The sequence below is a fragment of the Corynebacterium falsenii genome (assembly GCF_020099275.1).
GTDB classification, from domain to species: Bacteria; Actinomycetota; Actinomycetes; order Mycobacteriales; family Mycobacteriaceae; genus Corynebacterium; species Corynebacterium falsenii.
This window is the reverse complement of the sequence record NZ_CP083646.1, coordinates 1,402,761-1,427,882: the sequence shown is the minus strand read 5'-3', so window position 1 is coordinate 1,427,882 and position 25,122 is coordinate 1,402,761. Positions and strand designations below refer to the sequence as shown.

Genomic DNA, 25,122 nt, shown 5'->3' with positions numbered 1-25,122 from the left:
TCCAGTCACTCCATCCAGACTACGCCGGCCTGGCGACCCGTCTTTCCTTCCCGGCGGTAGGAAAAGAAGTTGGGCGACTCGATGGTGCAGCGCGGGTCCGCGTCGATGCTGCGTACGCCCATGCTGAGCAGTTGGCGGGTGAGCCCGGCACGGATGTCTAGGCCGGTGGTCCCCTTCGAGGTGCGGGTCTTGGAGCCAGGCAGCTTGGACTCCACATCGGCTGCCATGGCGTCCGGAACCTCGTAGTTGGCACCGCTGGCGGCGGCCCCCATGAGCACGTGGATGTTCGCGGGGATCGCTCCCAGCTGCTCCATGCGATCCACGGTGCGGCGGACGATGCCATTGCGGGCACCCATCCGTCCGGCGTGGACGGCGGCGATCACGCCGGCATCCTCGTCGGAGAGCAACAGGGGCACGCAATCGGCGGTGAGCACCACTAGACCCACGCGGGGCACGGTGGTGATGAGGGCGTCGGTGGTCTCGACGGTTATACCGGTGCCGTTCGCACTGTCGGTGCCTGCTTCACCTGCGTTGCCGGCGACCGTCGCGGCGGTGACTTCGGTGACGTTGGGCGAATGGATCTGCTCCATAAACACCAGGTCCACACCCAACAACGAGCTCAGTCGCTCGCGGTTGGCGGCGACGGCGACTAGGTCATCGCCCACGTGATCCCCAAGGTTGAACGTGCCGAAGGGCTCAGCGGATGCTCCGCCGTTGCGGTCGGTGAAGACCTTGCGCACCCGGCGGGCCTTGCCAACCGTGGGGTCGTCACTGCGAGTCATTAGCGGAAGTCCGGGAGATCCAGGTCGTCTTCGTCGTCGACCGGTTCCGGCTCATGCTGAGTGAACAGGCCGCGGTCGGAAGCCGGTGCCGGGGTGGGCTCCGGGCGAGACGGGTTGCGCTTGGCGAAGCTGCTGACGGGCTCGCGGCGGGTCTCGGACTCGGGGGCCTTCTCGCCGTCGAAGATGCTGGTGGAGGTCCTAGCGGAAGCGGACTCGGCAGCGCTGTGGGCGCCACCCTGGGCGGCAGCGTGGGCACCGCCCTGGGCGCTGGCGGATTCCTGCTTCACGGAGCCTCGCTGAGCAGCGGACTCGGCTGAGGGAGAATCGTCGAAGCCGGTGGCGATGACGGTCACGCGCACCTCATCGCCCAGCTGGTCGTCAACGATGGTGCCGAAGATGATGTTGGCATCCTCGTCAGCCTGCTCCTCGACGAGCTCGGCGGCCTCGGAAACCTCCATGAGGCCCAGGTCGGAACCACCGGCGAAGGAGAGCAGCACGCCCTTGGCGCCGCGCATGGTGGACTCGAGCAGCGGGGAGTTGATGGCAGCCTCGGTGGCCTTCACTGCCCGTTTCTCGCCGCGGGAGGTACCAATGCCCATGAGGGCGGAACCTGCGTCGCTCATAACGGAGCGGACGTCGGCGAAGTCCACGTTGATCAGGCCCGGGGTGGTGATGAGCTTGGTGATGCCCTCAACACCGTTGAGCAGCACCTCATCGGCCTTACGGAACGCTTCCACCATGGACATGTCTTCATCGGACATGCGCAGCAGAGAGTCGTTGGGGATCACGATGAGCGTGTCGCACACTTCGCGCAGCTCTTCGATGCCCTCCATGGCCTGCTTGGCGCGGCGCTTGCCCTCGAAGCTGAAGGGGCGGGTCACCACGCCCACGGTGAGTGCGTGCTGCTTCTTGGCGATGTTGGCCACCACGGGGGCAGCGCCGGTGCCGGTGCCGCCACCTTCACCAGCGGTGACGAAGACCATGTCGGCACCTGCGAGGATCTCCTCGATCTGGTCCTTGTGGTCCTCGGCGGAGGTGCGGCCGACCTCGGGGTTTGCGCCTGCACCAAGACCGCGCGTTTCGTCGCGGCCGATTTCCAGCTTGACGTCCGCGTCAGTCAGCAGCAGCGCCTGAGCATCGGTGTTGATAGCGATGAATTCAACGCCCTGCAGCTTGGCGTCGATCATTCGATTGACGGCATTGACGCCGCCGCCACCCACGCCTACTACCTTGATTTCGGCGAGTTTGGGTCCTGGAGTTGTCATGAGTGTTACTCCGCCTTCCTTGAACACACGTATTCGATGGAGTCCGTTTTCGTGTTTTCCATCTTCCTTGGTAGGCGGTGATTTCACGCGCACATTTTTCGTGGCGTGTCGTATATCTAAAGCTCTACTTTAGGCTTATTCTGTGGTGATTAACGCGCACTGCAGAACTGCTGCTAGCCCCGCACGCTCGGCATAGCTGGATTAGACACATTCCACGTCGTACCCTCTTGGCCTTCCCTGCCTAGGACGATCCGCGTTGCTTCGGCCTTTTCCTTCTCCCGATCTGCCGAACCCCAGAACACAGTCTTGTTGTCCTTGAACTTCAGCGTTACAGCCTCGGCATTGGGCACATCGACCTGTTCCAACTGTTGGCGCAGCTCCGGCACCAGCGAGGCCACGGCGCCCGCCGCCGCCCTAATGGCCTGCTCGTCGTCCGGCTTCACCCGGGCGAATTCCACCGCACCGGGCGGCTGGATACCGGAGAGGAAAATATTTCCATGAGCATCCACCGCCAAGGGAGTGGAACCATCCTTGATGTATCCCACAGCGTCGTGTTCAGTCACGGTGATATTCACCGTGCGGGGCCAATTGCGCGCCACGGTGACTTTTTCCACCCACGGCACTTTCGCCACCCGCTGGGCGGCTGCGGCCGCGTCAATGCGCAGCATGTTCTCCCCCGCCGTAATACCCGCCGCGTCCTCGATGGCGGCCACGTCCGCGTTCGTGGCCCCTTGCACCTCCACCTTGTTCACAGTGATGACGGGGAAGAAAAACACCACCGCAGCAGCGATGGCGATCAGCGCCACGCCAATAGCCACGACCTTTTTCACTAGCTGTCCAACTCCCGCAGGATCTCGTCGGCCAGCATTGTCACAGTTCCGGCGCCCACGGTGAGCACCATGTCACCGGGCTGGGCGATCTCCGCCACTGCCGCCGGGACCGCAGAAAAGTCCTCCACGTAGTGCCAATCAGACGTGATCTTTCGGCCGATAATCCGCGAATCCACACCCTCCACGGGGTTTTCACGAGCTCCGAAGATATCGAGCAGCACCACCGAATCTGCCAGAGACAGTGCCTGCGCGAACTCATCGGAGAACGTGATCGTCCGTGAATACAGGTGCGGCTGGAAGGCCACGATGACCCTGCCCGCGCCCTTCGCAGAGATGCGCTCCCGCGCCGCGGTCAGCACTGCCGTCACTTCGGTCGGGTGGTGAGCGTAATCGTCGTAGACCTCCACACCACCGGCAGTGCCGTGGTACTCGAAGCGCCTGCGCACGCCATCGAACCCGCCGATGCCTTCCACCAACTTCGCCGTATCGGCACCAAGCAGGTGACCACCCAGCAGCGCCGCTAGGGCGTTGAGGACCATGTGCGAACCCGGGATACCGACCTTGAGCGTGTAGTGCTCATCGCTGACCACCACGTCCGAGGAGGTCCCATAGCTGGTCACGGTCGACGATTCGATCACCGCACCCACCGGCACGGTCGGATGAGCGTCGACGCCACTACGCGTGCCATAGCCGAGGACCGAGAAGGTGTTTTCCCGGGCGACCAGCTTCTCGGCGAGCTCGGCGGCACCCTTATCGTCCAGGCACAGCACAAGATACCCCCCGGGCTGGATGCGCTCGGCGAAGCGCTCGAACACTTCCCGGTAGGCCTCTTCCGACCCGAAGTAGTCCAGGTGATCCGGCTCGATGTTGGTCACCACGGCCACTTCCGGCGAGTAGGCCAGGAAAGAACCATCGGATTCGTCGGCTTCGGCCACGAAGATGTCCCCGGTGCCCTGGTGGGCATTGGTGCCGGCCCGGTTGAGCTGGCCACCGATGGCGAAGGAAGGATCTTCGCCCGCGGCCTGCAGCGCGGCCACGGCCATGGACGTGGTGGAAGTCTTGCCGTGCGTGCCCGCCAGTAGGAACGCGCGGTTATCCTCCATGAGCAGGGCTAGTACGTCCGAGCGGCGCAGCACGGGGATTCCGGCCTCGCGGGCCGCGACGAGCTCGGGGTTGTCCTGGGGAATCGCGGCAAAAGACGTCACCACGACGGTCGGCAGCTCTCCCCCAAGGCGAAGATTCTCGGCCGCGTGACCGATCTCGACGGTCGCGCCGGCGCTGCGCAGCGCGAGGATGCTGCGGGAATCCTTCATATCCGACCCGGTGACGCGGTAGCCGCGAGCCAGAAGAATACGGGCGATGCCGGACATGCCAGCTCCGCCGATGCCCACCATGTGAACCCGGCTGAGGTCAGCCTGGTCGGGGGTGGTGCCGCCCTGGTTCTGCGAACCGGATACCTCGTGTGGGTCAACCATTCGAATTCCTACCCTTCTCTGACCTTGTCTACTCTGTCCGCTGCCCGTGCGCGGCCTTCAGAAGCATGTCTGCGATTTTACCCGCTGCATCGCGGTGGCCGGCTTCCCGAGCAGCCTCGGATGCCGCGGCTAGGCGCTGCTCATCGTTGAACATCGGCACGACCTCCGCGGCCAAACGCTCCGGCGTGAGCTCTGCATCCGGGACGATCACCCCACCCCCGGCCTCTACGATGGGCAGAGCGTTGAGCGCCTGCTCACCGTTACCGTGCGGCAGCGGTACATACACGGCCGGCAAACCCACCGCCGACACCTCCGCAACGGTCATCGCTCCCGAGCGGCACACAATAACGTCCGCCGCGGAATACGCCAGATCCATCCGGTCGATGTACGGCACGGCCACGTAGGCGGGGTCACTATCAGGAGCCACCACCTCGTTTTTCTTCCCATACGCATGGAGCACGCCGATCCCGTTCGCCGCCAGGTCGGCTGCTGCGCCCGTAACGGCGTCGTTAATAGAACGAGCTCCCTGCGAGCCGCCAGTGACGAGCAACACGGGCGCGTCTGCGTCGAGGCCGAAGAACTCCCGAGCCTCGGCGCGGCGGGCGGCACGATCGACGGTGAGCACGGCCTCCTTGACAGGAATGCCAACCACAGACGAGCGCAGGCCGGAGCCCTTGACCGCCGCCAGGCCACGACCGCCCAGCGCCACGCCGAGCTTGTTGGCCACACCCGCGCGGGCGTTGGCCTCATGGACGAAAAAGGGAATACCCAAGGACTTCGCGGCCAGGTAAGCCGGGGCCGAGACGTACCCGCCGAAGCCAATGAGTACGTCGGCCTTCACACGCTTGAGCTCCCGGCGGGTGATCCACAGAGCGCGTGCCAGGCGGAATGGCAGCGTCAGTGCGTCCTTGTTGAGCTTGCGGGGCACCGGGACGGGCGGGATCATGCTCAGGTCGAAGCCACGGGCGGGAACCAGGGTGGATTCCAGGCCCTTTGGAGAACCGAGTGCGGTAATCCGGGCAGACGGGTCGGCGTTGCGGACCGCCTCGGCTACCGCCATTGCGGGCTCGATGTGCCCCGCCGTACCGCCACCTGCAACCACTACCGAAACCACTAGCGCCTCCTTGACCTGTTTGAGGGGTTGACCCTACGCTTGACGCTCCCGCTCGGGGGAAGCGTTTGTCTCCGCGCCCCATCGTAGCCCCGCCGTGGGGCACCACCAACGCGCTGCATCGACTGCTCCACGCGGTCGCGCTCGCGGCGCACATCCTGGCCGCTGCGGCCAGCGGAACGCTGCTGGCGCGTGACGGGCTCACCGTAGTGCTCGGTTGTCGTGCGGCGCTCTACACGGCGCTGAATGCCGGGAACGTACGGCTGCGGCTCCGGCAGCATGAAGATGCGGTCGAAGCGGCAGCGCCCCTCGTGCTGCATCGAGCTGATCGCCGCGGGCTCGTGCCGGGCGCAGTTACACAGCAACCCCAGCGACACCAGGGTGATGATCGCCGAGGAGCCGCCAGCAGAGATCAGCGGCAACTGCACGCCGGTCATGGGGAAGAATCCCACCACGTAGCCCATGTTATAGAACGCCTGCGCCACGATACCCACGGTGAGGGTGGCGGCAAGCAAGCGCAAGAACGGATCGACCTGTGCCATGGCCGTGCGGATGCCGAACCAGCCCAACAGCGCGAACAGCACGACCACACCGATGGTGCCGAGGATGCCGAGCTCCTCGCCGATCACGGCGAAGATGAAGTCGTTCTTTGCCTCGGGCAAGTAGAACCACTTCGCGCGGGATTGGCCCAACCCAGCGCCGGTGAGCCCGCCATCGGAGAGTGACAGGATGCCCTGGTAGGACTGGTACGCCGAACCCTGCGTGGTGGAATCGGGAAAGTTCAGCCTCAGGGTGCTCAGCCAGGTGGAGATACGAGCCGAACGGAAGCTCTGCGCCACGATCGAGGCAATGCCCGTCACTGCGATAACCGCGAGGGCGGCAAGCAGGGCACGCGAGTTCACCCCAGAGAAGAACATGATCGCGACCACCACGATGCCCACCGTAAGCATCATGCCCAAGTCCTTTTGCAACAGCACGAGAGCGAGGATCGCGGCGCTCACCGTGAGGAACGGACCTAGCACGGAATTGAAGCGGTGGGTTTGCCGCATCGCCTTGGACACCACCGTGGCACCCCACACGGCCAGCGCCAGCTTCGCGGCTTCGGAGGGTTGCACGCCCACGGGGCCGAGGCGGATCCAGGAGTTGGAGCCGACCTCTTCCCCACCGACACCGATGAACAGCACTGCGATGAGCAGCACAAACGCGATGGCCAGCATCCAGGGGGCAAGCATTTGGATGGTGGTGGGGCGCAGCCGCATCGCAAACCACATGCCAATCAGGCCGACGAATACAATGGCCGCCTGCTTGAGAAATTCGGCGAAGGCTGAGGAATCCTGGGCGTAGGAGACCACCATCGACGACGATTGCACCATCACGAGGCCAAACGCCACGAGGACGAACGAGACCAACAACAGCATGTAGTAGTTCGTCTGTGGCCGGCCCAGATAGGCGCGGATCTTATCCCTCAACATGGACATGGCTACTCTCCCCCTTCGGCGGTGGGCTGTGTAGTGGGCTGTGCATTGGGTAATGCGTTGGCGAACTCGGCAAACAGATCACCGCGTTGGGACATCCCGGTGTACATATCGAGCGACGCCGCCGCGGGCGCCAAAATCACCCTGTCACCGTCGGCGGCGTACCGGGCAGCCCGGGCCACAACCGCACGCATGGCGCTCACCGGATCAGTATCAGAGACAACCTCCACGGGAACCTCCGGAGCATGGCGCCGGACCTCGTCCGCGACGATTGCCCGATCCACACCGAGCACAACGACAGCCTTGAGGCCGTCCTTGATTTCGGAAACAAGGTCCGCCACGCTCGCTCCCTTGAGCTGCCCGCCAGCTACCCACACCACGTTCGACTGACCACGAAGTGCAGCCGCAGCGGCGTGCGGGTTGGTGGCCTTCGAGTTGTCGATCCACTCGGCCCCACCTGCGTGGGACACCACCTGGCCGCGGTGAGCCTGGACGGTAAAGGTCGACAACGCCGCGGCGATAGACTCCGGGCGCGCGCCAGCGGCGGTGGCCATCGCGGCGCTGGCGGCGGCGTCGGCGACACCGGCGGGGCCGGGCGGGCTGATGCCCTCCGCGCTGGCGAGTGGGGTGGAGTTGTAGGTCAGCATGCCGTCTCGAACGCCCACAACGTGATCGATCTCAGAGGCCACGGGTTCGCCCGTGGTGTATGCCCAGCAATTCGAGCTCAGAGCGCTACGGGCAGCAGGAAGGTTCATGACGGTGGGATCGTCGAGCGCCAGCACTGGATAGCGCGCAGTCAAGACCTTTGCCTTGTCTTCGACGTAGGCGCGGAAGCTACCGTGCCAGTCAAGGTGATCCTCGGCGAGGTTGAGCACGCAGCCGACATCCGGGGTGAAGGTCGGCGCCCAGTGCAGTTGGAAGCTCGAAACCTCGGCGACGAGCACATCCGCGCGCGGCTCGCCGCGGTGTTCCGCCGACAGAGCAACACCGGGCGAAGTGCCGATATTGCCCACCGACTGAGCAGCCCGGCCGTCTGCCACCATCATGGCGGTCAGCATGGCGGTCGTGGTGGTCTTGCCGTTGGTTCCCGTCACGGCGAGCCACTGGCGCGGCGCGCCGAATGCCCCCGCCTGGTCGGCGAGCCACGCGGCTTCGATATCGCCGATGACGGGGATGCCCTTGTCTGCGGCTGCGACGAGCAGCTCGGATCGTGAGCTCCAACCGGGAGAGGTGATCACGACCGCGGGACGGGTGTCAGTCCCGTCGAGACCGTCGAGACGCGCAATGGCCTCGGCGACCGTCACGTCTGCGTCAGGAGCATGATCGTCGACGACGACGACGTTGCGGGCATTGAGAGCATCCAGCATCGCCATCACGCCGCGGCCAGCCACGCCCAGCCCGGCGACGAGCACGGACTGCGTTCGCATGATGTCTACGGCTTCGTTTGGGCTTAACATGACTTTTGCTGTCTCCTGAAGAAGTTTTTATTGGGCTTGAAGGTCAGCGACGGTGAGCCACTGGCCGTAGAAGATGCCGAATCCGGTGAGGGCTGCGAGCACTGCGATGAGCCAGAACCGGATCACCACAGTGGTTTCCGCCCACCCTCCGTTTTCGAAGTGGTGGTGGATGGGGGCCATGCGGAACACCCGCTTGCCCGTTAGCTTGAAGGACACGACCTGAATGACCACGGACGCGGCCTCGGCCACGAACACCAGGCCCACGATGACCATGAGGAGCTCGGTCTGCGAGGTGATGGACAGGCCGGCGACGAGGCCGCCCAGTGCGAGTGATCCGGTATCTCCCATGAAGATCTTGGCCGGTGCGGCATTCCACCACAGGAAGCCCAGGCAGGCGCCCAGACCGGCGGAGGCGAGCATGGCCAGATCCAGCGGATCACGCACCGCGTAGCACCCCACTGCAGCGCCGTTCGCGCAGGAGTTGCGGAACTGCCAGAAGGTGATGAGAACGTAGGTGGCCATGACGATGGCGGTCACGCCGCCGGCTAGGCCATCCAGGCCGTCGGTCAGGTTCACGGCATTTGACCACGCGGAGATCACGAGGTAGATGAAGACGAGGAACAGGATCGTTCCGATCACCGCACCACCGATGGCAATGTCAAAGGTGGGAAGGTCGCGCAGGAACGACAGGTGCGTGGACCCCGGGGTGAGGCCGTTAGCGTTGCGGAACTGGAGGATCAGCAGCCCGAAGACCACCGCGGTCACGAGCTGTCCCACGAGCTTCGCCTTAGCGTTGAGCCCCAGGTTCCGGCCCTTGACGAGCTTGATGTAGTCGTCGGCGAAGCCCAAACCACCCAAGGCCAGGGTGAGTCCGAGGACGAGCCACCCGGATACGCCCGGGCCGGCACCCGTGGTGGCTAGGCCGATGACCACCGCCACGAGGTAGCCCACCACGATGCCCGCGAGGATGGCGATACCACCCATCGTGGGCGTGCCGCGCTTCTTGAAATGAGACTTCGGGCCTTCCTCGCGGATCTCCTGCCCCAAGCCCTCAGCGGAGAACTTGCGGATGAGGTACGGGGTGAGGAACACAGCGACGAGGAACGCGACTGCACCTGAAATGAAAATCTGCAACATAGCTGTTTTACGCTCCTTCGCTTTCCCCGAACAACAGGCCCTCGGCCACGGCCCAGAGGCCCTCGGATTGGGAAGCCTTCACCAACACCACGTCTCCCTCGCGCAGGTTGAGGTCAACGTAATTCACTGCGGAATCGATGTCCTCCACCTGACGGGCGTCCACACCGGCCTTCTTGGCGGCGGCTGTCAACGCCTGCTGGTTGACACCATTGCCCACCACCACGGCAGCCGTGATTCCCAGTTCGCCCAGGTAGGTGCCGAGTTCGGCGTGTTCGTCGTAGGCGTTGTCACCCAGCTCACCCATCTGGCCGAGCACTGCCCAACTGCGGCCACTCTCACCGGTCTCGCCGCTATTACCGCTCTTGGACGTATAGGCCAAGGCCTGCAAGCCCGCGCGCATCGATTCCGGGTTGGCGTTGTAGGAATCGTTGATGATGGTCACGCCGTCTCGGCGCTGGCGAACATCCATCCGGTTTGCGCTGGTAGCGCGGTGCGTACCGAGGGCATCTGCCACGGTCTCGGCAGACAATCCGGCTTCCATGCCCACCGCGGCGGCAGCCAGGGCATTGGATACCTGGTGTTCGCCGAAGACCTGCAGGGAGACCTCCACGGGTTCGCCGTGCGGATGATGCAGGGTGAACGTCGCGCGGGCCAGGGCATCGAGAGCAATGTCGGTCGCGTAGTAGTCGGCCTTATCCCCGCGTGCGCACCCAGTCTCCCCGTTCGTAGAGAAGTACACCACGCGGGCCTGCGTGCGCTCATCCATCGCGGATACCTGATCGTCATCGGCGTTCAGAACCGCAACGCCTGTGGCGGGCAGAGCTTCCACGAGCTCTCCCTTGGCCTGGGCAATGGCCTCGCGCGAGCCGAATTCTCCGAGGTGAGCGCTTCCCACGTTGAGGACAACACCAATCTTCGGCGGAGTGACCTCCGTGAGGTGGCGGATGTGCCCCACTCCACGGGCGGACATCTCAGAGACGAGGTACTTCGTGGTCTCCCCCGCGCGCAGCGCTGTGTAGGGCAAGCCGATCTCGTTGTTGAAGCTTCCGGGAGGGGCCACGGTCTCGCCGTCGGCCCGCAACACGGCCCCGATGAGGTCCTTCGTTGACGTCTTGCCTGCCGATCCCGTGACACCCACGACGGTGAGACCGCGAGCCGCCAGCTCATCGGTGTTGTAACGCGCGAGCTTATCCACGGCGGCCAACACAGCGGCTCCCTGGCCGTCCACGTCGTGCTCGAAGGCGGTCGCATTGGAGGACTCCTCCGAAACTTCCACGGGCTGCGCAACGATAGCCGGACGGCGCACATCGTGACCCACCAGCAGCAGCGCAGCACCCTGCTCCAGCGCCTTGTCCACGAAGTCGTGACCGTCGACGTTCGCACCCGGCAGCGCCATGAAGATGCTGCCAGTGGCGACCTTGCGCGAATCAAACTCGACGGGCCCCGTCACCACCTGGTCGGGATCAACGTCAACGCATTGCCCGCCGGTGATATCTGCGATCTTTCCTACTGTTAACTCAAGCATTACTTTTCTTCCACATTGTCGCCACTGTCGCCACTGTCGCCGCTGTCGCCGCTGTCACGGTTCTCGGGATTATCGCGCCCGACCTCAGGCGACATATCGTTCATCCGCCGCTTCAGGGCCTGCTTCACCACTTGGACATCATCGAAATCGTGCACCACGTCACCGACGATCTGACCAGTCTCGTGGCCTTTGCCCGCGATCACCACAGCATCACCAGTGCATGCCCAGCGCACCGCGGCATCGATCGCCTCAGCGCGCCCGGCGATATTCTCCACAAGTGCATCCGTCCCAGCCTCCACCGCTCCGGCGTACACCTCAGAGCGGATCTCAGATGGATCCTCGTCGCGCGGATTATCATCGGTGATGAACACCGCATCGGCGAGTTCACCTGCCCAACGCCCCATGATCGGTCGCTTGTCATGATCGCGGTTGCCACCGGCGCCGAGGACGATCCCGATACGGTTGTACTCGTGCAAGCTGCGTAGCATAGCGGCAACCGCACCAGGCTTGTGCGCGTAGTCCACCATCACCAAGAAGTCTTGGCCCTCGTCGACAAGCTGCATGCGCCCAGGGACGTGCACATCCGCCAGCCCTCGCGCCGCCGTCTCAACATCACAACCAAGCTCAGCAACGCACGCCAGCGCAACGAGACTGTTCGTCTGGTTGAACTCACCGGCCATGGAGATCGAATAGTCCAGTCGTTTATCCCCCATCCGAGCGTGAATGTCCTGCCGCCCGGAAGGCCGCACATCGGCGGACTCCACTGCCCAGTCACGGCCAATCGCAATCGTATTATCGGCGCCGGCATTGGCATCATCCTCGGCGATGGCCAGCATGCGCTCGCCCCAGTCATCGTCAACGCACACCACAGCGTGCGGCACGCCTCGGAACAACTTGGCCTTGGCCTGGAAGTAATCCTCCATCGTGGGATGGAAGTCCAGGTGATCCTGGGAGAGGTTGGTAAACGCGGCGACGTCGAACCGAATCCCCTTCACCCGGCCGAGCTCGAGAGCATGGCTGGATACCTCCATGACCACGTGGGTCACGCCCTCGTCCACCATGCGCGCGAGCAACGCCTGCATCGTCGGGGCCTCCGGCGTGGTCAGCTTCGTGGGGATGGGCTGGCCATTGATGCGCGTGCCCGTCGTTCCAATAATGCCGACTGACGCACCCGTTGCCATCAGGGCTGCTTCAGCCAGGTAGCTCGTGGTGGTCTTTCCGGACGTACCGGTGATACCGACGATCGTCAAGGACGCCGACGGGTGCCCATAGATCTCCGCCGCCACTGGACCCATCCATTCCCGCACGTCGCCAACAATCACAACGGGCAGGTCGGCCGTAGCGGCGTCGGACGAAAGGATATCCGCACCAGCAGCATCGGTGAGAACGGCAACAGCATCGGACGATGCGGCAAAGGTAGCACCGTGTGCCTTGGTTCCGGGGACGGCGCAGAACAGGCCACCCGGCTGAACATCCGACGAACCGATCGCGGCGGAGGTAACCTCAACGTCACCGGATCCGACGAGGTGGCCTCCGGTGATCTCGGCAATGGTGTGCAACGTTGTCATATCTAGTTCGCCTCCAGCATCAACTTGGGCCCGGGGTCGCCGGACAGCGGCACGTTGTAGTGGTCGAGCAGCCACGACGCGATCTCGTGGAACGTCGGGGCGGCCGACCCACCGCTTTGGGGATTATCCAACATTATGCCCACCACGAAGCGCGGGTTATCAGCCGGGGCGATGCCCGCGAACGTGATCCAGTAATTCGAGTTGGAGTACGCGCCGGTCTTCGGATCGGTTTGCTGAGCGGTACCAGTCTTGCCGGAGATCTGATAACCCTCGATGCCCGCGGCGGCGCCGGTTCCCTGCTGCACGCCGCTGGGGTCCGACTGGGTGACGGCGCGGAACATGTCGACGACCGTGCGGGCCGTCTTGGGAGACACCACGCGGGTTTCCTTCGGCGCATCCGGGGTGATCGTCTGGCCGTCCGGGGTGGTGATGCTATCGATGAGGCGCGGTTCGATGCGCACACCATCGTTGGCGAGGGTCTGGTAGATGCTCGTCATCTGCAGCAGGCTCGTGGACATGCCCTGGCCGATCGGGAGGTTGGCGAAGGTACCGCCCGACCACTGAGATAGTTCGGGCAGGTAGCCGGCCGTTTCGTACGGCAGGGCGGAGCCGGGCTGCTGGCCGATGCCGAACGTGCGGAAGTAGTCGTACATCTTCTCCTCGCCAACCCGCTGAGCCAACATGAGGGTGCCGACGTTGGAGGACTTACCGAAGATACCCGTGGTCGTGTACGGAACCACGCCGTGATTCCAGGCGTCCTTGACGGTGACACCGGCCATGTTGATGCTGCCCGGGACCTGGAGGACCTCGTCCGGGGTGGTCTTGCCCTCCTGGATCGCGGCGGAGGCAGTCATGATCTTGGCGACCGAACCCGGCTCGAACACATCGGTGGTATTGCGATCGCCGAAGACCTTGCCGGCCTTGAGCTGCTTTTCGATGTCACCATTGGGGTTGATCGTGTCGCTTGAGCCCATCGCGATGATCTTGCCCGTGTGGGCATCGAGCACCACGGCGTTCGCGGACTTGGCCTTGGTCTTGTCCTTGGTCTGCTGCAGCACCTGCTGGATATAGGCCTGCGCGTCTACGTCGATGGTCAGCTTGTAGTTCTCGCCGTTGACCGCAGGATGCTGGTCGCGGGTGGAACCGGGGATGAGGTAACCATCGCCGGCCACGTCCACGGTGCGAGAACCGTTGATGCCTTGAAGGCGAGAGTCCTGGGAGAGCTCAAGGCCGAACTGGCCCTGGTTATCCGTGTTGATCTTGCCGATCATGTTCTCGCCCACGGCACCGTTCGGGTATTGGCGCAGGTCTTGGCGCTCGGAAGTGATTTCCGGGAACTCTTCGGCAACCTTCTGCGCCACATCGGGATCCACGTTGCGAACGAGAACTACGTAGGGCTCGTTGGATTCGAGCTTCTTGCGCAGATCTTCCTTCTTAATATCGACACCTTCGCCGCGGATCATCTCCGGAAGCTTGTCGACGATCTCATCGATCCGCTTGTCAGGTTCGGGAACGGTATCCGGGTAGAGATCGTGGCGCTGCTGCATGAATTCGCGCAGCTTGTTGGGGTGCACGGACAGCGACCGGGCATCCATGGTGTAGGCAAGATCATTGCCGTTGCGGTCGGTGATGGTGCCGCGCTTGGCGGGTTCCACGATCACCGCGGTTCGTTGCTGCTGAGCCTGTTCCGACAGCGCCGAGCTGGCGACGAACTGCACCCAAACCAATCGCAAGACGAGGGCAATGACCAGGATAAAGATAACGAGGAGAATGAGGCGGACGCGCTTGTTGAATCGGCCAGACGAGGTATCCAGGATCATCCAGGAATTACCGTCTACCGAGCGTGGTTTGGCCAACGCTGCCCTCCTTTTCCATTCGGTTCATTCTCCCCTTGAAAAACACAAGGGGCCGGGGATTGTCCCCGGCGTGTTGCAAAGTTGTGGCTTAAGGCGCAGGAGGCGCGGTGGGAGCGAGTCGGTCACTATACGGCAAAGCTCCGGGCTGGGCAGCAGGAGCTGCAGGTGCGGCGGGCGCTGCCGGTGCGCCAGGGTTCGAGGCGGCAGGCGGCGCTGCCGGAGCGGGCTGGCCGGGTGCGGCGGGGTTGGGGGCAACCGCGTTGGGGGCAATGTTGCCAGCGGCCACGGCCTCGTTTGGAGCCAGGCCCTCCACGTGGTTAGTACGGTTCGGGTCACTCGTGGCGCCCCGGCGACGAACATCACCGTTGACATCCACCACCGGCGCGTCCTTGGACGAGTCGGCCGGACGGGCCTCCGTGACCGCGCCACTGTTGTCCACAAGAACTCCCGCTTGGCCGGGCTTGACCATACCCAGTCGGGTGGCCTCGGCCGTAATGTGGCCGGATGACTGCGCGTTGGCGACATCCTTCTCCAACGTGGCGAGCTCGTTAGCCAGGGTGGAGCTCTTGTTCTTCGCCGCTGCGATCTCGAAGCTCTGCTGGGTGGACAGGCCCGAGAAGTACATCACGCAGGTGATTCCCACAACGAGTGCCGCGATGCCAATGACCACGAGCCGAGTGAGGCGGCGGTCGCCTTCCTTGGCGATGATCCGGCGCCCGCGGATAGAGACCTGCTGCTGCGACCCCAGGCGGCGCGTCTTCTGCTTGCGCTGAGCGGGCAGCGGCGCTGCCGGGTGAAGGGGCTTCGCACGGCCGGGGGCGGTGCGCTGCGGAATCACGGCGGTCGATGCCACAGTCGCGCCGGCACCCGCGCCCGCGCGGGAGGTACCGCGGGGGCTACGTCGAACGGTATTCGGCCGTGAAGCACCACGAACTGTGCCTGCCGTTACTGCCGTGCCTACGCTGCCTGCAGCGCCTCGCGAGGCGCGTCCGGTCGCGGTGGCGCGCAGGTCGTGGAGGGAACCTGTGGTGGCGGTCATGCTCGATCCTTTGAACGGTGTAGTGGGAATGTGGTTTGCTCTCGTGCGCTTACTCGTTGGGCTGCCCGCACGCGGACTGGTGCGGCCCGCGGATTGGATTCGATCTCCTCCGGCGTGGCTTTTTCGCTGCCGCGGGTGATCATCTCGAACTCCGCTTCGGTGCCCGGCAGGTCCATGGGCAGCCCGGGCGGGGTGCTCGACGTGCACAGCTTCGTGAGCGCTTGCTTGACGATCTTGTCTTCGAGGGACTGGTAGGACATGAACACTCCCACTCCCCCGATCCCGAGCCAGCGGGTCGCCTCGGGGATGAGCTGCGAAAGGCTCTCCAGCTCAGCGTTCACCTCCACGCGCAGGGCCTGGAAGGTGCGCTTGGCGGGGTGACCGCCGGTGCGCCGGGCGGCCGCCGGGATGGTGGCGTACAGCAGCTCCACGAGCCGGGCGGACGTGGTGAACGGCTCTTTCTCCCGCTCACGTACTACGGCCGAGGCGATCTTGCCCGCGAAGCGCTCATCACCGTAGGTCTTGAGTACCCGGGCGATATCGCCGTGGCTGTACGTGTTGAGAATTTCTGCTGCGGTCAGCGACGTGCTGGGATCCATTCGCATGTCGAGCGACGCATCGACGCTGTAGGCAAACCCACGCTCGGGCTGATCCAGCTGCATGGAGGAGACACCCAGGTCGAAGAGGAAGCCCGAAATCCCGGTCTCCCGCACGCTCTCGGGTACGTCGCCGTTGGCGATGAGATCCTCGAGCGCGTCGGTAATGCCATCGAAGCGAGTGCGGTAGCTGCAGAATCGATCGCCGAATCGGGCCAGGCGCTCCTGCGCTTCAGCCAGTGCGTTGGGGTCGCGGTCCAGACCCACGACGATCGCATCCGGGAAGGCCTCCAGGAACGCTTCACTGTGACCGCCTGCGCCGAGTGTGCCATCAACGATGACGGGCGCAGCACCGTTCATGCCACGCCCAATCAACTCGACCATGCGGTCGCGCATGACGGGAGTGTGTCCGTGCTCCTTGTGCTGCTCCTTCTGCTGTTCCATGTGTGCCTCCTTTCTCGGATGGTGTCGTGAGTGCCTGCGCACTGTTGTTCTCTTTTGCGGTCTTTCTTTTCTCGACGCCACCATGGGGCGCTTGGCCCCTTGCGCTGTGGAGAAAAGCAAAGAGAGTGCGGACAGGGCCTCACCTGCGTGGGTGCGGGCTTGATATTGGGGAAGTACATCAAGTCACCACGTCGTCCACGCAGGTAAGGGCCTGCGCACACTCTCTGATCTCTATTAAGTTGTTCTCTTTCGTTAGGGCCGAGCCGTTGGAGTCGAGCAGCGGAGCTGCTAGAGGAACTCTGCGAAGGCTTCGTCGTCGGCCTCCGAGAAGTCTTCCTCGTGCTTGGCGCTGTAAGCCTCCCAGGCCTGGGCATCCCAGATCTCAATGAAGTCCACGTTGCCGATGACCACGCATTCCTTGTTCAACCCCGCGTAGGTGCGGTGGTTGGCGGACAGGGACACGCGACCTTGCGAGTCGAGCTCCTGCTCATCGGCACTGGCAGCGAGGTTGCGCAGAAACGCACGCGCCTTGGGGTTCGACCGAGAGGTGGCCGTTGCCTTACGCGCCCGGACGAGGAATTCATCCCGGGGATAGACAGCCAAGCTGTGGTCTTGTCCCTTCACGACCATGAGGCCATCGGCCAGGTCGTCCCGGAACTTGGCGGGCAGGGTCAAGCGACCCTTGTCGTCCAGCTTCGGAGTGAAGGTGCCGAAGAACATGTTCGGCCCCTTTCCTCGTGTGTGGTGCCTTGCCTAGTGAGACCTATCTAGCGCGCGGCATCTTCGCTGCTTATGCCGCATTCCCTATGAAGTTTGTCGTCGCTGCAGGCGCTCTACCCCTCCAGCACGCCCCACTTTACCCCACTCTCCCCCACGAACACCACCACACACGGCAAAGTTGGGAATATTTTCGCCAATTTTCTTGTTCTCTTAGCCCAGCTACCAGCACTAATGCATCCAGACTTCCTTGTGGGGGAAAGTGGGGCAAAAGGTGATCTATTATGCCTACGCCGACGCTCATGCAGGTTCCAGCAGAGCCAAGAAAAGCCCTACAGACACAAAAAACGCCCCCGAGGGGGCGTTTCGTGTTGAGTTTTTTTGGGGGGTTAGCGCTCAAAGCGGCGACGGAAGCTGTCTTCCATCTTGTCGCCAATCCCACCTTGCCGTGGCGAGGACTTCGGGGACTTCTTCTTGTTCTTGCCTGCGTTGCGCTGCACAGCACCACCGGCTCCGCCCCTGAAGGCCATGAGTCCGCCAACGAACATCACAATGAAGCCGAATACGCTCAGAACAACGAACCAGAGGGACGTTTGCGCGAGAGCAATGCCGCCAATCAGGCCAACGAGCCCCAGCATGATCAGCGCCACAGAACGGATGTTGAATGAGACGCCACCTGATTCAGCCTTGGATGCTCGCTTGGCGAAGCGGGGATCCTCAGCGATCAGAGCCTGCTCGATCTCCGCGAGCATCTTTTGTTCTTGCTCCGAAAGGGCCACTGTGACCTCCAGGGGTTGACCGATAGTCGTTGGAAACGTTGTTGTCCTTACTACAACGCGTAGCCCACGTGAAAAGTTCCACGACAGCCAATTTCTCAGCTGGACTACAGAATAGGAACTCCGCATGAGTTCAGCGCCGGACGTTCCCCCTCCACAGGAAGGGTGCGTCTATGTAAGCAATTGCACTAATCCAAGTCTACCGCAGCTAGGCAACGTCTGGTAGCGAATAAACCGTTCCCCTCACTTCACTGAGGAAGTTGACGGCATCCGTGTACAGCGCCCTCACGACCACTTCCGATATCTCTGACTCCAATCCCATACCCGCTCGGCTGGCAAGCCGGGCGTGAGCTTCGAATACGTCTGCCCACTCCGAGAACTCCGGTTGCACTTTGCGCAACTTAGCCCACGCACTTCCAGTAGGCCTCCGCTTCCGGTCTCGCATCCCCCACTCAATCAGGGCGCCGGCTGCGCGCAGCGCGGCACGGTAGGAGTAGATCAGCGATTCCGGCCCCCGTGTTTCCGCGGCGGCATACGCCAGCTGCTGCTCCGCGTTCGCGATATACGCCTCGGCAGATAGCTTTCGAGCTGCCATGACGCTCTCCTTTCCTTGTGTTATCCACAACGATACGAACGACTGAGACATTCCCTCGCAGGTCTCTCCCCCAATTAGGTCATGTGTTCTATTTAATGTCGATTCAGTTTCCCCGTATCGCCACCATCAGCACTCATGACGTGGCACGATAATCCCTATGAGCATCGAGCAGACCACAGCGTTCACGGTGGATACCGTCCCAGCGACTAATCGGGACTTTGTCCGCCGCCTGGACGAGCTCGTCGACGTGCACCTGCGGGCGATGGATTACCCAAGCAGCACGCGCGCCCAGCGCGCCTCACTGTGGCTCCATAATTCTTCCTACCCCGACTTCACCTGTGCCATGGCCATGCTCCACTCCACGGCAGCGCCACCGGACCCCAGCGACAGCCGGCAGCGCTGCGTGGGCATCGCCTTCACCTTCCGTGGCACCCCGGAAACGTGGTGGTACCGGCAAGTAGCCCGCGGACTCGCCGAGACCGAAATGACGCAATTGGAGATCTCGCACACCCTGACTGACTACGCGGAGCTGTCCGAAATCCACGTTCAGCCCAACATGCAGGGCCAGGGAATCGGGCGGGCCCTGTTCGAAAGCCTTCTGCCCCGTATCCCCCAAAGCACCGTGATGCTGTCCACGCCGGAAGTGCCCGGTGAGAGCAACGCGGCCTGGCGGCTTTACCGCAGGCTCGGGTTCACGGACGTGTTGCGCAATTTTCAGTTCCCCGCCGACCCACGCCCCTTCGGAATCCTGTCGCGACCCGTGCGCTAGCGAACCATGTCGTGGCCCAGGTCCGGTCCCCACGCCGGGGCCATGCCGAGGTTGTGGAGCACCTCCTGGGTGGCGCGTACGTTATTCATGGTCATGAAGTGCAGGTCGGGAGCACCCTCCGCGATGAGACGCTCGGCCATCTCGGTAGTGACCTCGATGCCGACCTCGCGGATGGCATCCTTGTTCTTCACCTCGTCACCGTTGGCGGCATCTAGGAGTCGACGCTCAAGATCGGATGGCAAGCTAGCCCCAGCCAACTCCATCTGACGACGCACACTGCGAAGCGAGGTGATGGGCATGAGCCCCGGAATGATCGGCTTCGAGCCATGCTCGCGATCCGCGCGGGCCAAGCGATCGCGCAGGCGCAGGTAGTGATCAATATCGAAGAACATCTGCGTAATCGAATACTGCGCCCCGGCGCGCAGCTTTTCTAGGGTGAAGGCGGTATCGGCATCTAAGTCTGGGGCACGGTAGTGGCCTTCAGGGAAGCTGGCGATGCCGATATCGAAGTTCTCACACTCCGGCATCTCGCGCACCAGCTCAATAAGTTCCTTGGCATACTCCAGGCCGCCCTCAGTCTTCACCCACGGCGCGTTCGGGTCACCCGGCGGGTCGCCACGCAGCGCCAGCAGGTTGGTGAGGCCGCGTTCGGCATAACCGCGGAGCATGTCCTGCAGCTCCTCGGTGGTGTGATTCACCAACGTCATGTGCACCAATGCGGTCAACGGCTTGGTGGCCAGGCGCTCGGCAACGCGCAGGGTGCGCTCCCGGGTGCCACCACCGGCTCCGTACGTCACCGAGGCAAAACTCACGCCAAGGTCATGGAAGGCCTCGGCCGCATTCCACAGTCGCTCCTCAGCGGCATCGTCACGCGGCGGCATGAATTCCACAGAAAAGGGCACGCGACCCGGGGTGTTCAGCGCCAGGGTCTGCGAAACAGCGATCTGCCTATTCATGCCAGTCATGGGTGTTGATCATATAGACAGAGCTGTTCATTTCAACCCGGATCGCCGAAATCACCCCCACGCTGACACATTCCAGCCCGCCGAGCAGTTCACGAAAGGACCCGGCAGCCAACTACAATGAACCACTATGAATGCGCCCTGGCACATGAACTCCTCCCTTCGCGACGTCCCGGACGCGGTGAACGCGCGACTCGATGACTACCTCACCAGCTCAGCTGAGGAATTCGGGCACATCAACCCGGCAGTCGACACGGCCATTGACATCCTGCGAGGGTTCATCCTCAACGGGGGTAAGCGGGTGCGCCCCACCTTCGCCTGGGCCGGCGTGCGAGCCGGGCTCAGCCACACAAACCCAGACGCGGAACTCCCCGCCGCCAGCTCCCTGCTCACCGCTATCAGCGCCTTAGAGTTCATCCAGGCCTGCGCCCTCATACACGATGACATCATTGACGCCTCCGACACCCGGCGCGGCCACCCCACCGCGCACCGGTCGTTCGAGGCCGAGCACCGGGAGAATTCCTGGCACGGTTCCGCCGAACACTACGGCGTATCGCAAGCCATCCTCTGCGGCGACCTCGCGTTTTCCTGGGCGGACGACATGTTCAACGGCGCCGGCCTGCCCGCCTCCGCCCTGGAGCGCACCCGCCCGGCATGGCGCGCCATGCGCACCGAAGTCATCGCCGGACAGATCCTCGATGTCGCCGTGGAGGCCAACGGCAGCGAGGATGTGGCCGATTCCATGTCGGTCATCACGTACAAGACGGCCTCGTACACGGTCGCGCGACCCTTGCACATCGGCGCGGCCCTGGTCGGCGCCGATCGACAGACCATCGACCTGCTCCGAGGCATCGGCCACGATATCGGCGTGGCTTTCCAGCTCCGCGACGACCAACTGGGAGTGTTCGGCGACCCGGCAGTCACGGGCAAGCCAGCCGGCGACGATCTGCGTTCCGGCAAGCGCACCACATTGATCAACTACGCGCTCAGCACCAACGACTCCGCAGCCGCCACCCGGCTCCGCGCAGGCCTGGGTGACCCGAATGCCAACGTGGACGAGCTCAAGAGCATCATCGTGGACACCGGCGCCGATCAGCGCGTGGAAAACCTCATCGCCAAGCACTCCACGCGGGCGATCGACGCTATCCACTCGGCGGACTTCGACCCAGATATCACCAACGAACTCGCTGCACTCGCCGAGAAGCTAACCCACCGGAGCTTTTAATGCCACGCCACCACCTCAATCTCCCCCGCCCGCTGGTTCCGATGACGCGCCCCACGGTGCGCGAACGCCTCGCCGGCCCCACCGACCGCGTCGTCATCATCGGCGCGGGCCTCGCCGGGTTGTCCGCTGCGTTGCGTCTCCGCGCCTCTGGGCGCGAGGTGACGGTCCTCGAGGCCAGCGACCAGGTCGGTGGCCGCTGCCGCACCGAAACACTCACCAGCCCCGCTGGCACATTCGAGGCAGATACCGGCGCCACGGTTCTCACGATGCCGGGGCTCATCGAGTCGGCCGTCTCCGCCGTGGGCATCGACCCCAAGGGCTTCCAGGTCAATCGCCTGCGCCCCGCCTACCGCGCAGAGTTCGCCAGCGGCCGCTACGCCGAGGTGTTCAACGACAGCAGCACCATGTGCGAGGAAATCCGCCGCTTCGCCGGGACCAAGAACACCCCGGCTCAACCGCTCATCGACGGCTACCTCGCCCACCGCAGCTGGGCCCAGGAAGTCTTCCAGGCCAGCTTTGAAAACTTCCTTGCAGCGGACTTCGATGGCGTAGCCGATCTGTTCGCCACTCCGGCCTCGGCCACCGATCTGGGCATGCTCGCCTCCCTCGGTGCTTTCGGCCGGATGGGCCGGATCGCTCATCGCCATATCGGCGACGCCGAACTCGAGCGCCTCTTCACCTTCCAAGCCCTCTACGCCGGCGCGGCGCCGAAGAAGGCCTTGGCGGTGTATTCGGTCATTTCCCACATGGACACGACGATGGGCGTGTTCTACCCCCGGCACAGCATGGGCGAGGTACCCGAATTCATGGCGTCGGCTGCGCAGGCTGCGGGCGTCGATATCAGGACAAACACGCCTGTGAGCAGCGCAACCTTCGCCGATAATCGGATCACCGGAGTGATCACGGCCGATGGTGAGCAGGTCCTCGCCGACGCGGTGATCGCCACCCCGGATCTGCCCGTCGTGGGGCAGATGCTGGCGGAATCGGGCCGGTCGAGCCAGCTCGTCTCGCACTCCGCCGCGCGTAGGTTGTGGCGGCGTTTCGCTCCCCTGCGCTGGTCGCCGTCCGCGGTGGTTGTCCATGGTTTGGTCTCGACGACACAAGCGGCAGCGTGGTCGTCACAGCGCCACCACACCATCAGTTTCGGCGAGGCATGGGACGAGACCTTCAAGGAAATCACCGGCTCGTCGCTGATGTCCGACCCGTCGATGCTCATCACCCGCCCTGCTATGAGCGCACCGACCCGCCGAGTGGGCGAGTACGAACCCATCAGTGTGCTGGCCCCCGCCCCGAACCTGCAGACTGCAGAGATCGATTGGGCGGCGATTCAGGACCACTACGTGGAGGACATGCTGGGTGTGCTGGAACAGCGTGGCTTTACGGGGATCTCCGACATGTCGATCGCCCGGGTAGACACGCCGCTGACGTGGCGGGCGCAAGGCTTCGGCGCGGGTACGCCGTTCGCACTGGCGCATACGTTCACGCAGACGGGGCCGTTCCGCCCGCGCAACGCGGAGGCCTTCGGCATCGACAACCTCATCTTGGCCGGTTCCTCCACCACCCCGGGCGTGGGCGTGCCGACCGTCATCCTCTCGGGCGCGCTGGCCGCGCGGCGAATCACCGGCGGTGGCGTGCGGTGATCTCCAACAAGCTGCGCGGTGCGACCTACCGGTCGGGCATCATCATTGGGCTGGTCGGAAGCATCATCATCATGCTGTGCTCGCACGCGGTGGGCGCGATCCGCGCGCGTGGCGGCATCATGCAGGGTTTGGGCCTGACCTCCCTGACCTTCGGCCACGCCGCGGGCATGCTGCTCACGGTGATGTGGGTGGGCGTGGCTGGTCTGCTGGTGAGCTGGATTATCGTCGGCGGCCGGATTCTTCGCTTCGGGGAGCACCTGCGGCCGTCCGCCGTGGCGGCGTGGATTGGTCCGCTCGTGTTCGCGGGACCACTGATGTCGCGGGACGTGTACTCGTACCTCATGCAGGGCACGTTGACGAGGGACGGCTTCAACCCGTACCACGACGGCGCGGCCTCTAACCCGGGCCCACTGTTGTACGAGGTCAGCCCGGATTGGCGCAACACCACGACCCCGTATGGACCGCTGCACCTCGGCATCGGCGATGCCATCACGTCCATCACGGGAGACAACATCACCGCGGGCGTGTTGGCCTACAAGGCACTGTCGCTGATTTCCGTGGGGATCATGGCGTGGGCCGTAGTGCAGCTCGCCCGCCATTTTGGCGCCCGGCCCGCCGTGGCGCTATGGCTCGGGGTGTTTAATCCGCTGAGCATCATTCACCTCATCGGCGGCATGCACAACGAGAACATCATGATGGCGTGCGTGCTGGTGGCGATTGTCCTGACGGTGAAATACCGCCCTGCGTGGGGCTTTGCGGGAGCAGCACTCATTGGCGTGGGCGTGGCCATCAAGGCCACGGCATTCATCGCGTTGCCCTTCATGGTATGGATGATGGTCTCGCGCTTCGGCGGCAACCGGTTTTTCACCTTGCTCTGGACCGGCGTGGTGTCCGTGGTGGCGATGCTCGCGAGCTTGGCGGGGCTGACCGTGGTGACGTCGCAAACATGGGGCTGGGTGGCCGAGGTCACCGGCAACACAAAGGTGATCAACCCCCTGGCACTGCCGTCGTTTATCGCATCGACGTTGGCGCCGGTGCTGTCCAGGTTTAACGACGACATCACGTTCAACGCGATTCTCGCCGTGGTGCGCCCCGCCACCGCCATCGCCATGGTGATCGCGATGGTGCCAGTGTGGCTGATCTACCGCAAGGACGAGATCACCGCGCTCAAGGGCATGACCATTGCCTACCTGGTCACGTGCGTGCTCAACTCCGTGACCCTGCCGTGGTACTACACGGCTCCCCTGGCGCTCATTGCGCTGTGGGCCAAGGATCGGCGCGTCATCTATGTCACTGCGGTGCTGTCGATGTGGATGTGCATGATGTTCGATGGCGGCGGCAACAACCGCCTCTACGAACTCTGGTGGGTCATTGGCCTCGCCGTGGCCATCGGATGGGTCGTCATGGTCACCCTGGGCTACCGGCCCGGGCTGCCACCGGCCAAGACGGACACGTGGTACCTGCGTTGCTCGGCCAGCGGCGAGTTTATAGAATCGCCATCGCCTGCGCCCGGCGCATCACCTCGCGAGCCAGGTGACCATGCAGGGCGTCTACCGGACGACCTGGCAGAGAATCATCGGCGGTGAACAGGTACTCCAGGATCTCCCGGTTTTCGTAACCGCCGTCGCTGAGCAGGGCGATCACGCCGGGCACGAACTTGTTGAGCTCGCCGGAGGGGTTGAAGAATCGCTCGGGAATGTGGCGGACTCCGTTGACCTCTACGGCTAGGACTCGCTTGCTGCGCAGCATGTCCATGACCTTGGTGACGACCACGTTCATGCGTTCCGCCGCATCCGGGACAGTGATCACGGGCTCGCCGGCGGGAACTCCATTGGTTTCTTTTTCAAGCGTTGTACTCACGGAGGTTAGTGTACTTGA

Annotated in this window: 22 protein-coding genes; 4 read left to right on the top strand and 18 right to left on the bottom strand. The window is 63.7% G+C overall.

Going from position 1 to position 25,122, the window contains the following annotated elements; translation table 11 throughout:
- Positions 1 to 5: 5 nt before the first annotated feature.
- The 16 genes from pgeF to LA343_RS06250 form a co-directional block, all read right to left on the bottom strand.
- Positions 6 to 782, bottom strand: coding sequence for a peptidoglycan editing factor PgeF (gene pgeF, locus LA343_RS06325; RefSeq protein ID WP_025402503.1), 777 nt, complete (start codon positions 780 to 782; stop codon positions 6 to 8).
- A complete protein-coding gene (gene ftsZ / locus LA343_RS06320) occupies positions 782 to 2,047 on the bottom strand; it encodes a cell division protein FtsZ (protein WP_025402502.1) in 1,266 nt (421 codons plus the stop codon). Before ftsZ ends, pgeF begins: the two co-directional genes overlap by 1 nt.
- Before the next feature lie 173 nt (positions 2,048 to 2,220).
- Positions 2,221 to 2,877: a cell division protein FtsQ/DivIB gene (locus LA343_RS06315; RefSeq protein WP_025402501.1), complete on the bottom strand. Its 657-nt coding sequence runs from the start codon at positions 2,875 to 2,877 to the stop codon at positions 2,221 to 2,223.
- Positions 2,877 to 4,271 carry a UDP-N-acetylmuramate--L-alanine ligase gene (gene murC, locus LA343_RS06310; RefSeq protein WP_374957155.1) on the bottom strand — a complete coding sequence of 465 codons (1,395 nt, stop codon included), beginning with the start codon at positions 4,269 to 4,271 and terminating at the stop codon, positions 2,877 to 2,879. The genes LA343_RS06315 and murC overlap by 1 nt, the downstream gene beginning before the upstream one ends.
- 109 nt (positions 4,272 to 4,380) lie before the next feature.
- Positions 4,381 to 5,466, bottom strand: coding sequence for an undecaprenyldiphospho-muramoylpentapeptide beta-N-acetylglucosaminyltransferase (gene murG / locus LA343_RS06305; protein ID WP_025402499.1), 1,086 nt, complete (start codon positions 5,464 to 5,466; stop codon positions 4,381 to 4,383).
- Entirely contained in the window at positions 5,466 to 6,941 is a 1,476-nt protein-coding gene (locus LA343_RS06300) for a peptidoglycan glycosyltransferase FtsW (protein ID WP_025402498.1), read from the bottom strand. Before LA343_RS06300 ends, murG begins: the two co-directional genes overlap by 1 nt.
- Before the next feature lie 2 nt (positions 6,942 to 6,943).
- Complete coding sequence (gene murD, locus LA343_RS06295; RefSeq protein ID WP_025402497.1) at positions 6,944 to 8,395, bottom strand: UDP-N-acetylmuramoyl-L-alanine--D-glutamate ligase; 1,452 nt, start codon at positions 8,393 to 8,395, stop codon at positions 6,944 to 6,946.
- 27 nt (positions 8,396 to 8,422) lie between these two features.
- Entirely contained in the window at positions 8,423 to 9,532 is a 1,110-nt protein-coding gene (gene mraY / locus LA343_RS06290) for a phospho-N-acetylmuramoyl-pentapeptide-transferase (RefSeq protein WP_025402496.1), read from the bottom strand.
- Positions 9,533 to 9,539: 7 nt separating this feature from the next.
- Positions 9,540 to 11,057: a UDP-N-acetylmuramoyl-tripeptide--D-alanyl-D-alanine ligase gene (locus tag LA343_RS06285; protein WP_025402495.1), complete on the bottom strand. Its 1,518-nt coding sequence runs from the start codon at positions 11,055 to 11,057 to the stop codon at positions 9,540 to 9,542.
- Positions 11,057 to 12,625 carry a UDP-N-acetylmuramoyl-L-alanyl-D-glutamate--2,6-diaminopimelate ligase gene (locus LA343_RS06280; RefSeq protein WP_025402494.1) on the bottom strand — a complete coding sequence of 523 codons (1,569 nt, stop codon included), beginning with the start codon at positions 12,623 to 12,625 and terminating at the stop codon, positions 11,057 to 11,059. Before LA343_RS06280 ends, LA343_RS06285 begins: the two co-directional genes overlap by 1 nt.
- 2 nt (positions 12,626 to 12,627) lie before the next feature.
- On the bottom strand, positions 12,628 to 14,445 hold the full coding sequence (locus tag LA343_RS06275) for a peptidoglycan D,D-transpeptidase FtsI family protein (protein ID WP_025402493.1): 1,818 nt from the start codon (positions 14,443 to 14,445) through the stop codon (positions 12,628 to 12,630).
- 124 nt (positions 14,446 to 14,569) lie between these two features.
- Positions 14,570 to 15,520 carry a cell division protein FtsL gene (locus LA343_RS06270; RefSeq protein WP_025402492.1) on the bottom strand — a complete coding sequence of 317 codons (951 nt, stop codon included), beginning with the start codon at positions 15,518 to 15,520 and terminating at the stop codon, positions 14,570 to 14,572.
- Positions 15,517 to 16,560: a 16S rRNA (cytosine(1402)-N(4))-methyltransferase RsmH gene (gene rsmH, locus LA343_RS06265; protein ID WP_025402491.1), complete on the bottom strand. Its 1,044-nt coding sequence runs from the start codon at positions 16,558 to 16,560 to the stop codon at positions 15,517 to 15,519. The genes LA343_RS06270 and rsmH overlap by 4 nt, the downstream gene beginning before the upstream one ends.
- Positions 16,561 to 16,848: 288 nt before the next feature.
- On the bottom strand, positions 16,849 to 17,280 hold the full coding sequence (gene mraZ / locus LA343_RS06260; protein ID WP_025402490.1) for a division/cell wall cluster transcriptional repressor MraZ: 432 nt from the start codon (positions 17,278 to 17,280) through the stop codon (positions 16,849 to 16,851).
- 386 nt (positions 17,281 to 17,666) lie between these two features.
- Positions 17,667 to 18,056, bottom strand: coding sequence for a DUF3040 domain-containing protein (locus LA343_RS06255; RefSeq protein ID WP_025402489.1), 390 nt, complete (start codon positions 18,054 to 18,056; stop codon positions 17,667 to 17,669).
- Between the two features lie 205 nt (positions 18,057 to 18,261).
- Positions 18,262 to 18,648, bottom strand: a complete 387-nt coding sequence (locus LA343_RS06250) for an SAV_6107 family HEPN domain-containing protein (protein WP_025402488.1) — start codon at positions 18,646 to 18,648, stop codon at positions 18,262 to 18,264.
- Between the two features lie 157 nt (positions 18,649 to 18,805).
- Here LA343_RS06250 and LA343_RS06245 point away from each other — a divergent pair, with 157 nt between their 5' ends.
- Entirely contained in the window at positions 18,806 to 19,417 is a 612-nt protein-coding gene (locus tag LA343_RS06245) for a GNAT family N-acetyltransferase (RefSeq protein WP_025402487.1), read from the top strand.
- On the opposite strand, the gene metF is transcribed toward LA343_RS06245, so the two are convergent.
- Entirely contained in the window at positions 19,414 to 20,382 is a 969-nt protein-coding gene (gene metF / locus LA343_RS06240; protein ID WP_025402486.1) for a methylenetetrahydrofolate reductase [NAD(P)H], read from the bottom strand. The genes LA343_RS06245 and metF overlap by 4 nt on opposite strands.
- A gap of 127 nt (positions 20,383 to 20,509) precedes the next feature.
- Between metF and LA343_RS06235 the strand changes: the two genes are divergently transcribed.
- The 3 genes from LA343_RS06235 to LA343_RS06225 are packed head-to-tail and all read left to right on the top strand — an operon-like array spanning position 20,510 to position 24,830.
- Positions 20,510 to 21,604 (top strand): polyprenyl synthetase family protein, encoded by a 1,095-nt coding sequence (locus LA343_RS06235; RefSeq protein WP_025402485.1) that lies wholly within the window; start codon positions 20,510 to 20,512, stop codon positions 21,602 to 21,604.
- Positions 21,604 to 23,244: a phytoene desaturase family protein gene (crtI, locus tag LA343_RS06230; protein WP_039910894.1), complete on the top strand. Its 1,641-nt coding sequence runs from the start codon at positions 21,604 to 21,606 to the stop codon at positions 23,242 to 23,244. Before LA343_RS06235 ends, crtI begins: the two co-directional genes overlap by 1 nt.
- Positions 23,241 to 24,830, top strand: a complete 1,590-nt coding sequence (locus LA343_RS06225; RefSeq protein ID WP_025402483.1) for an alpha-(1->6)-mannopyranosyltransferase A — start codon at positions 23,241 to 23,243, stop codon at positions 24,828 to 24,830. Before crtI ends, LA343_RS06225 begins: the two co-directional genes overlap by 4 nt.
- On the opposite strand, the gene LA343_RS06220 is transcribed toward LA343_RS06225, so the two are convergent.
- Complete coding sequence (locus LA343_RS06220; protein WP_081737292.1) at positions 24,730 to 25,104, bottom strand: Rv2175c family DNA-binding protein; 375 nt, start codon at positions 25,102 to 25,104, stop codon at positions 24,730 to 24,732. The genes LA343_RS06225 and LA343_RS06220 overlap by 101 nt on opposite strands.
- Between the last annotated feature and the right edge of the window lie 18 nt (positions 25,105 to 25,122).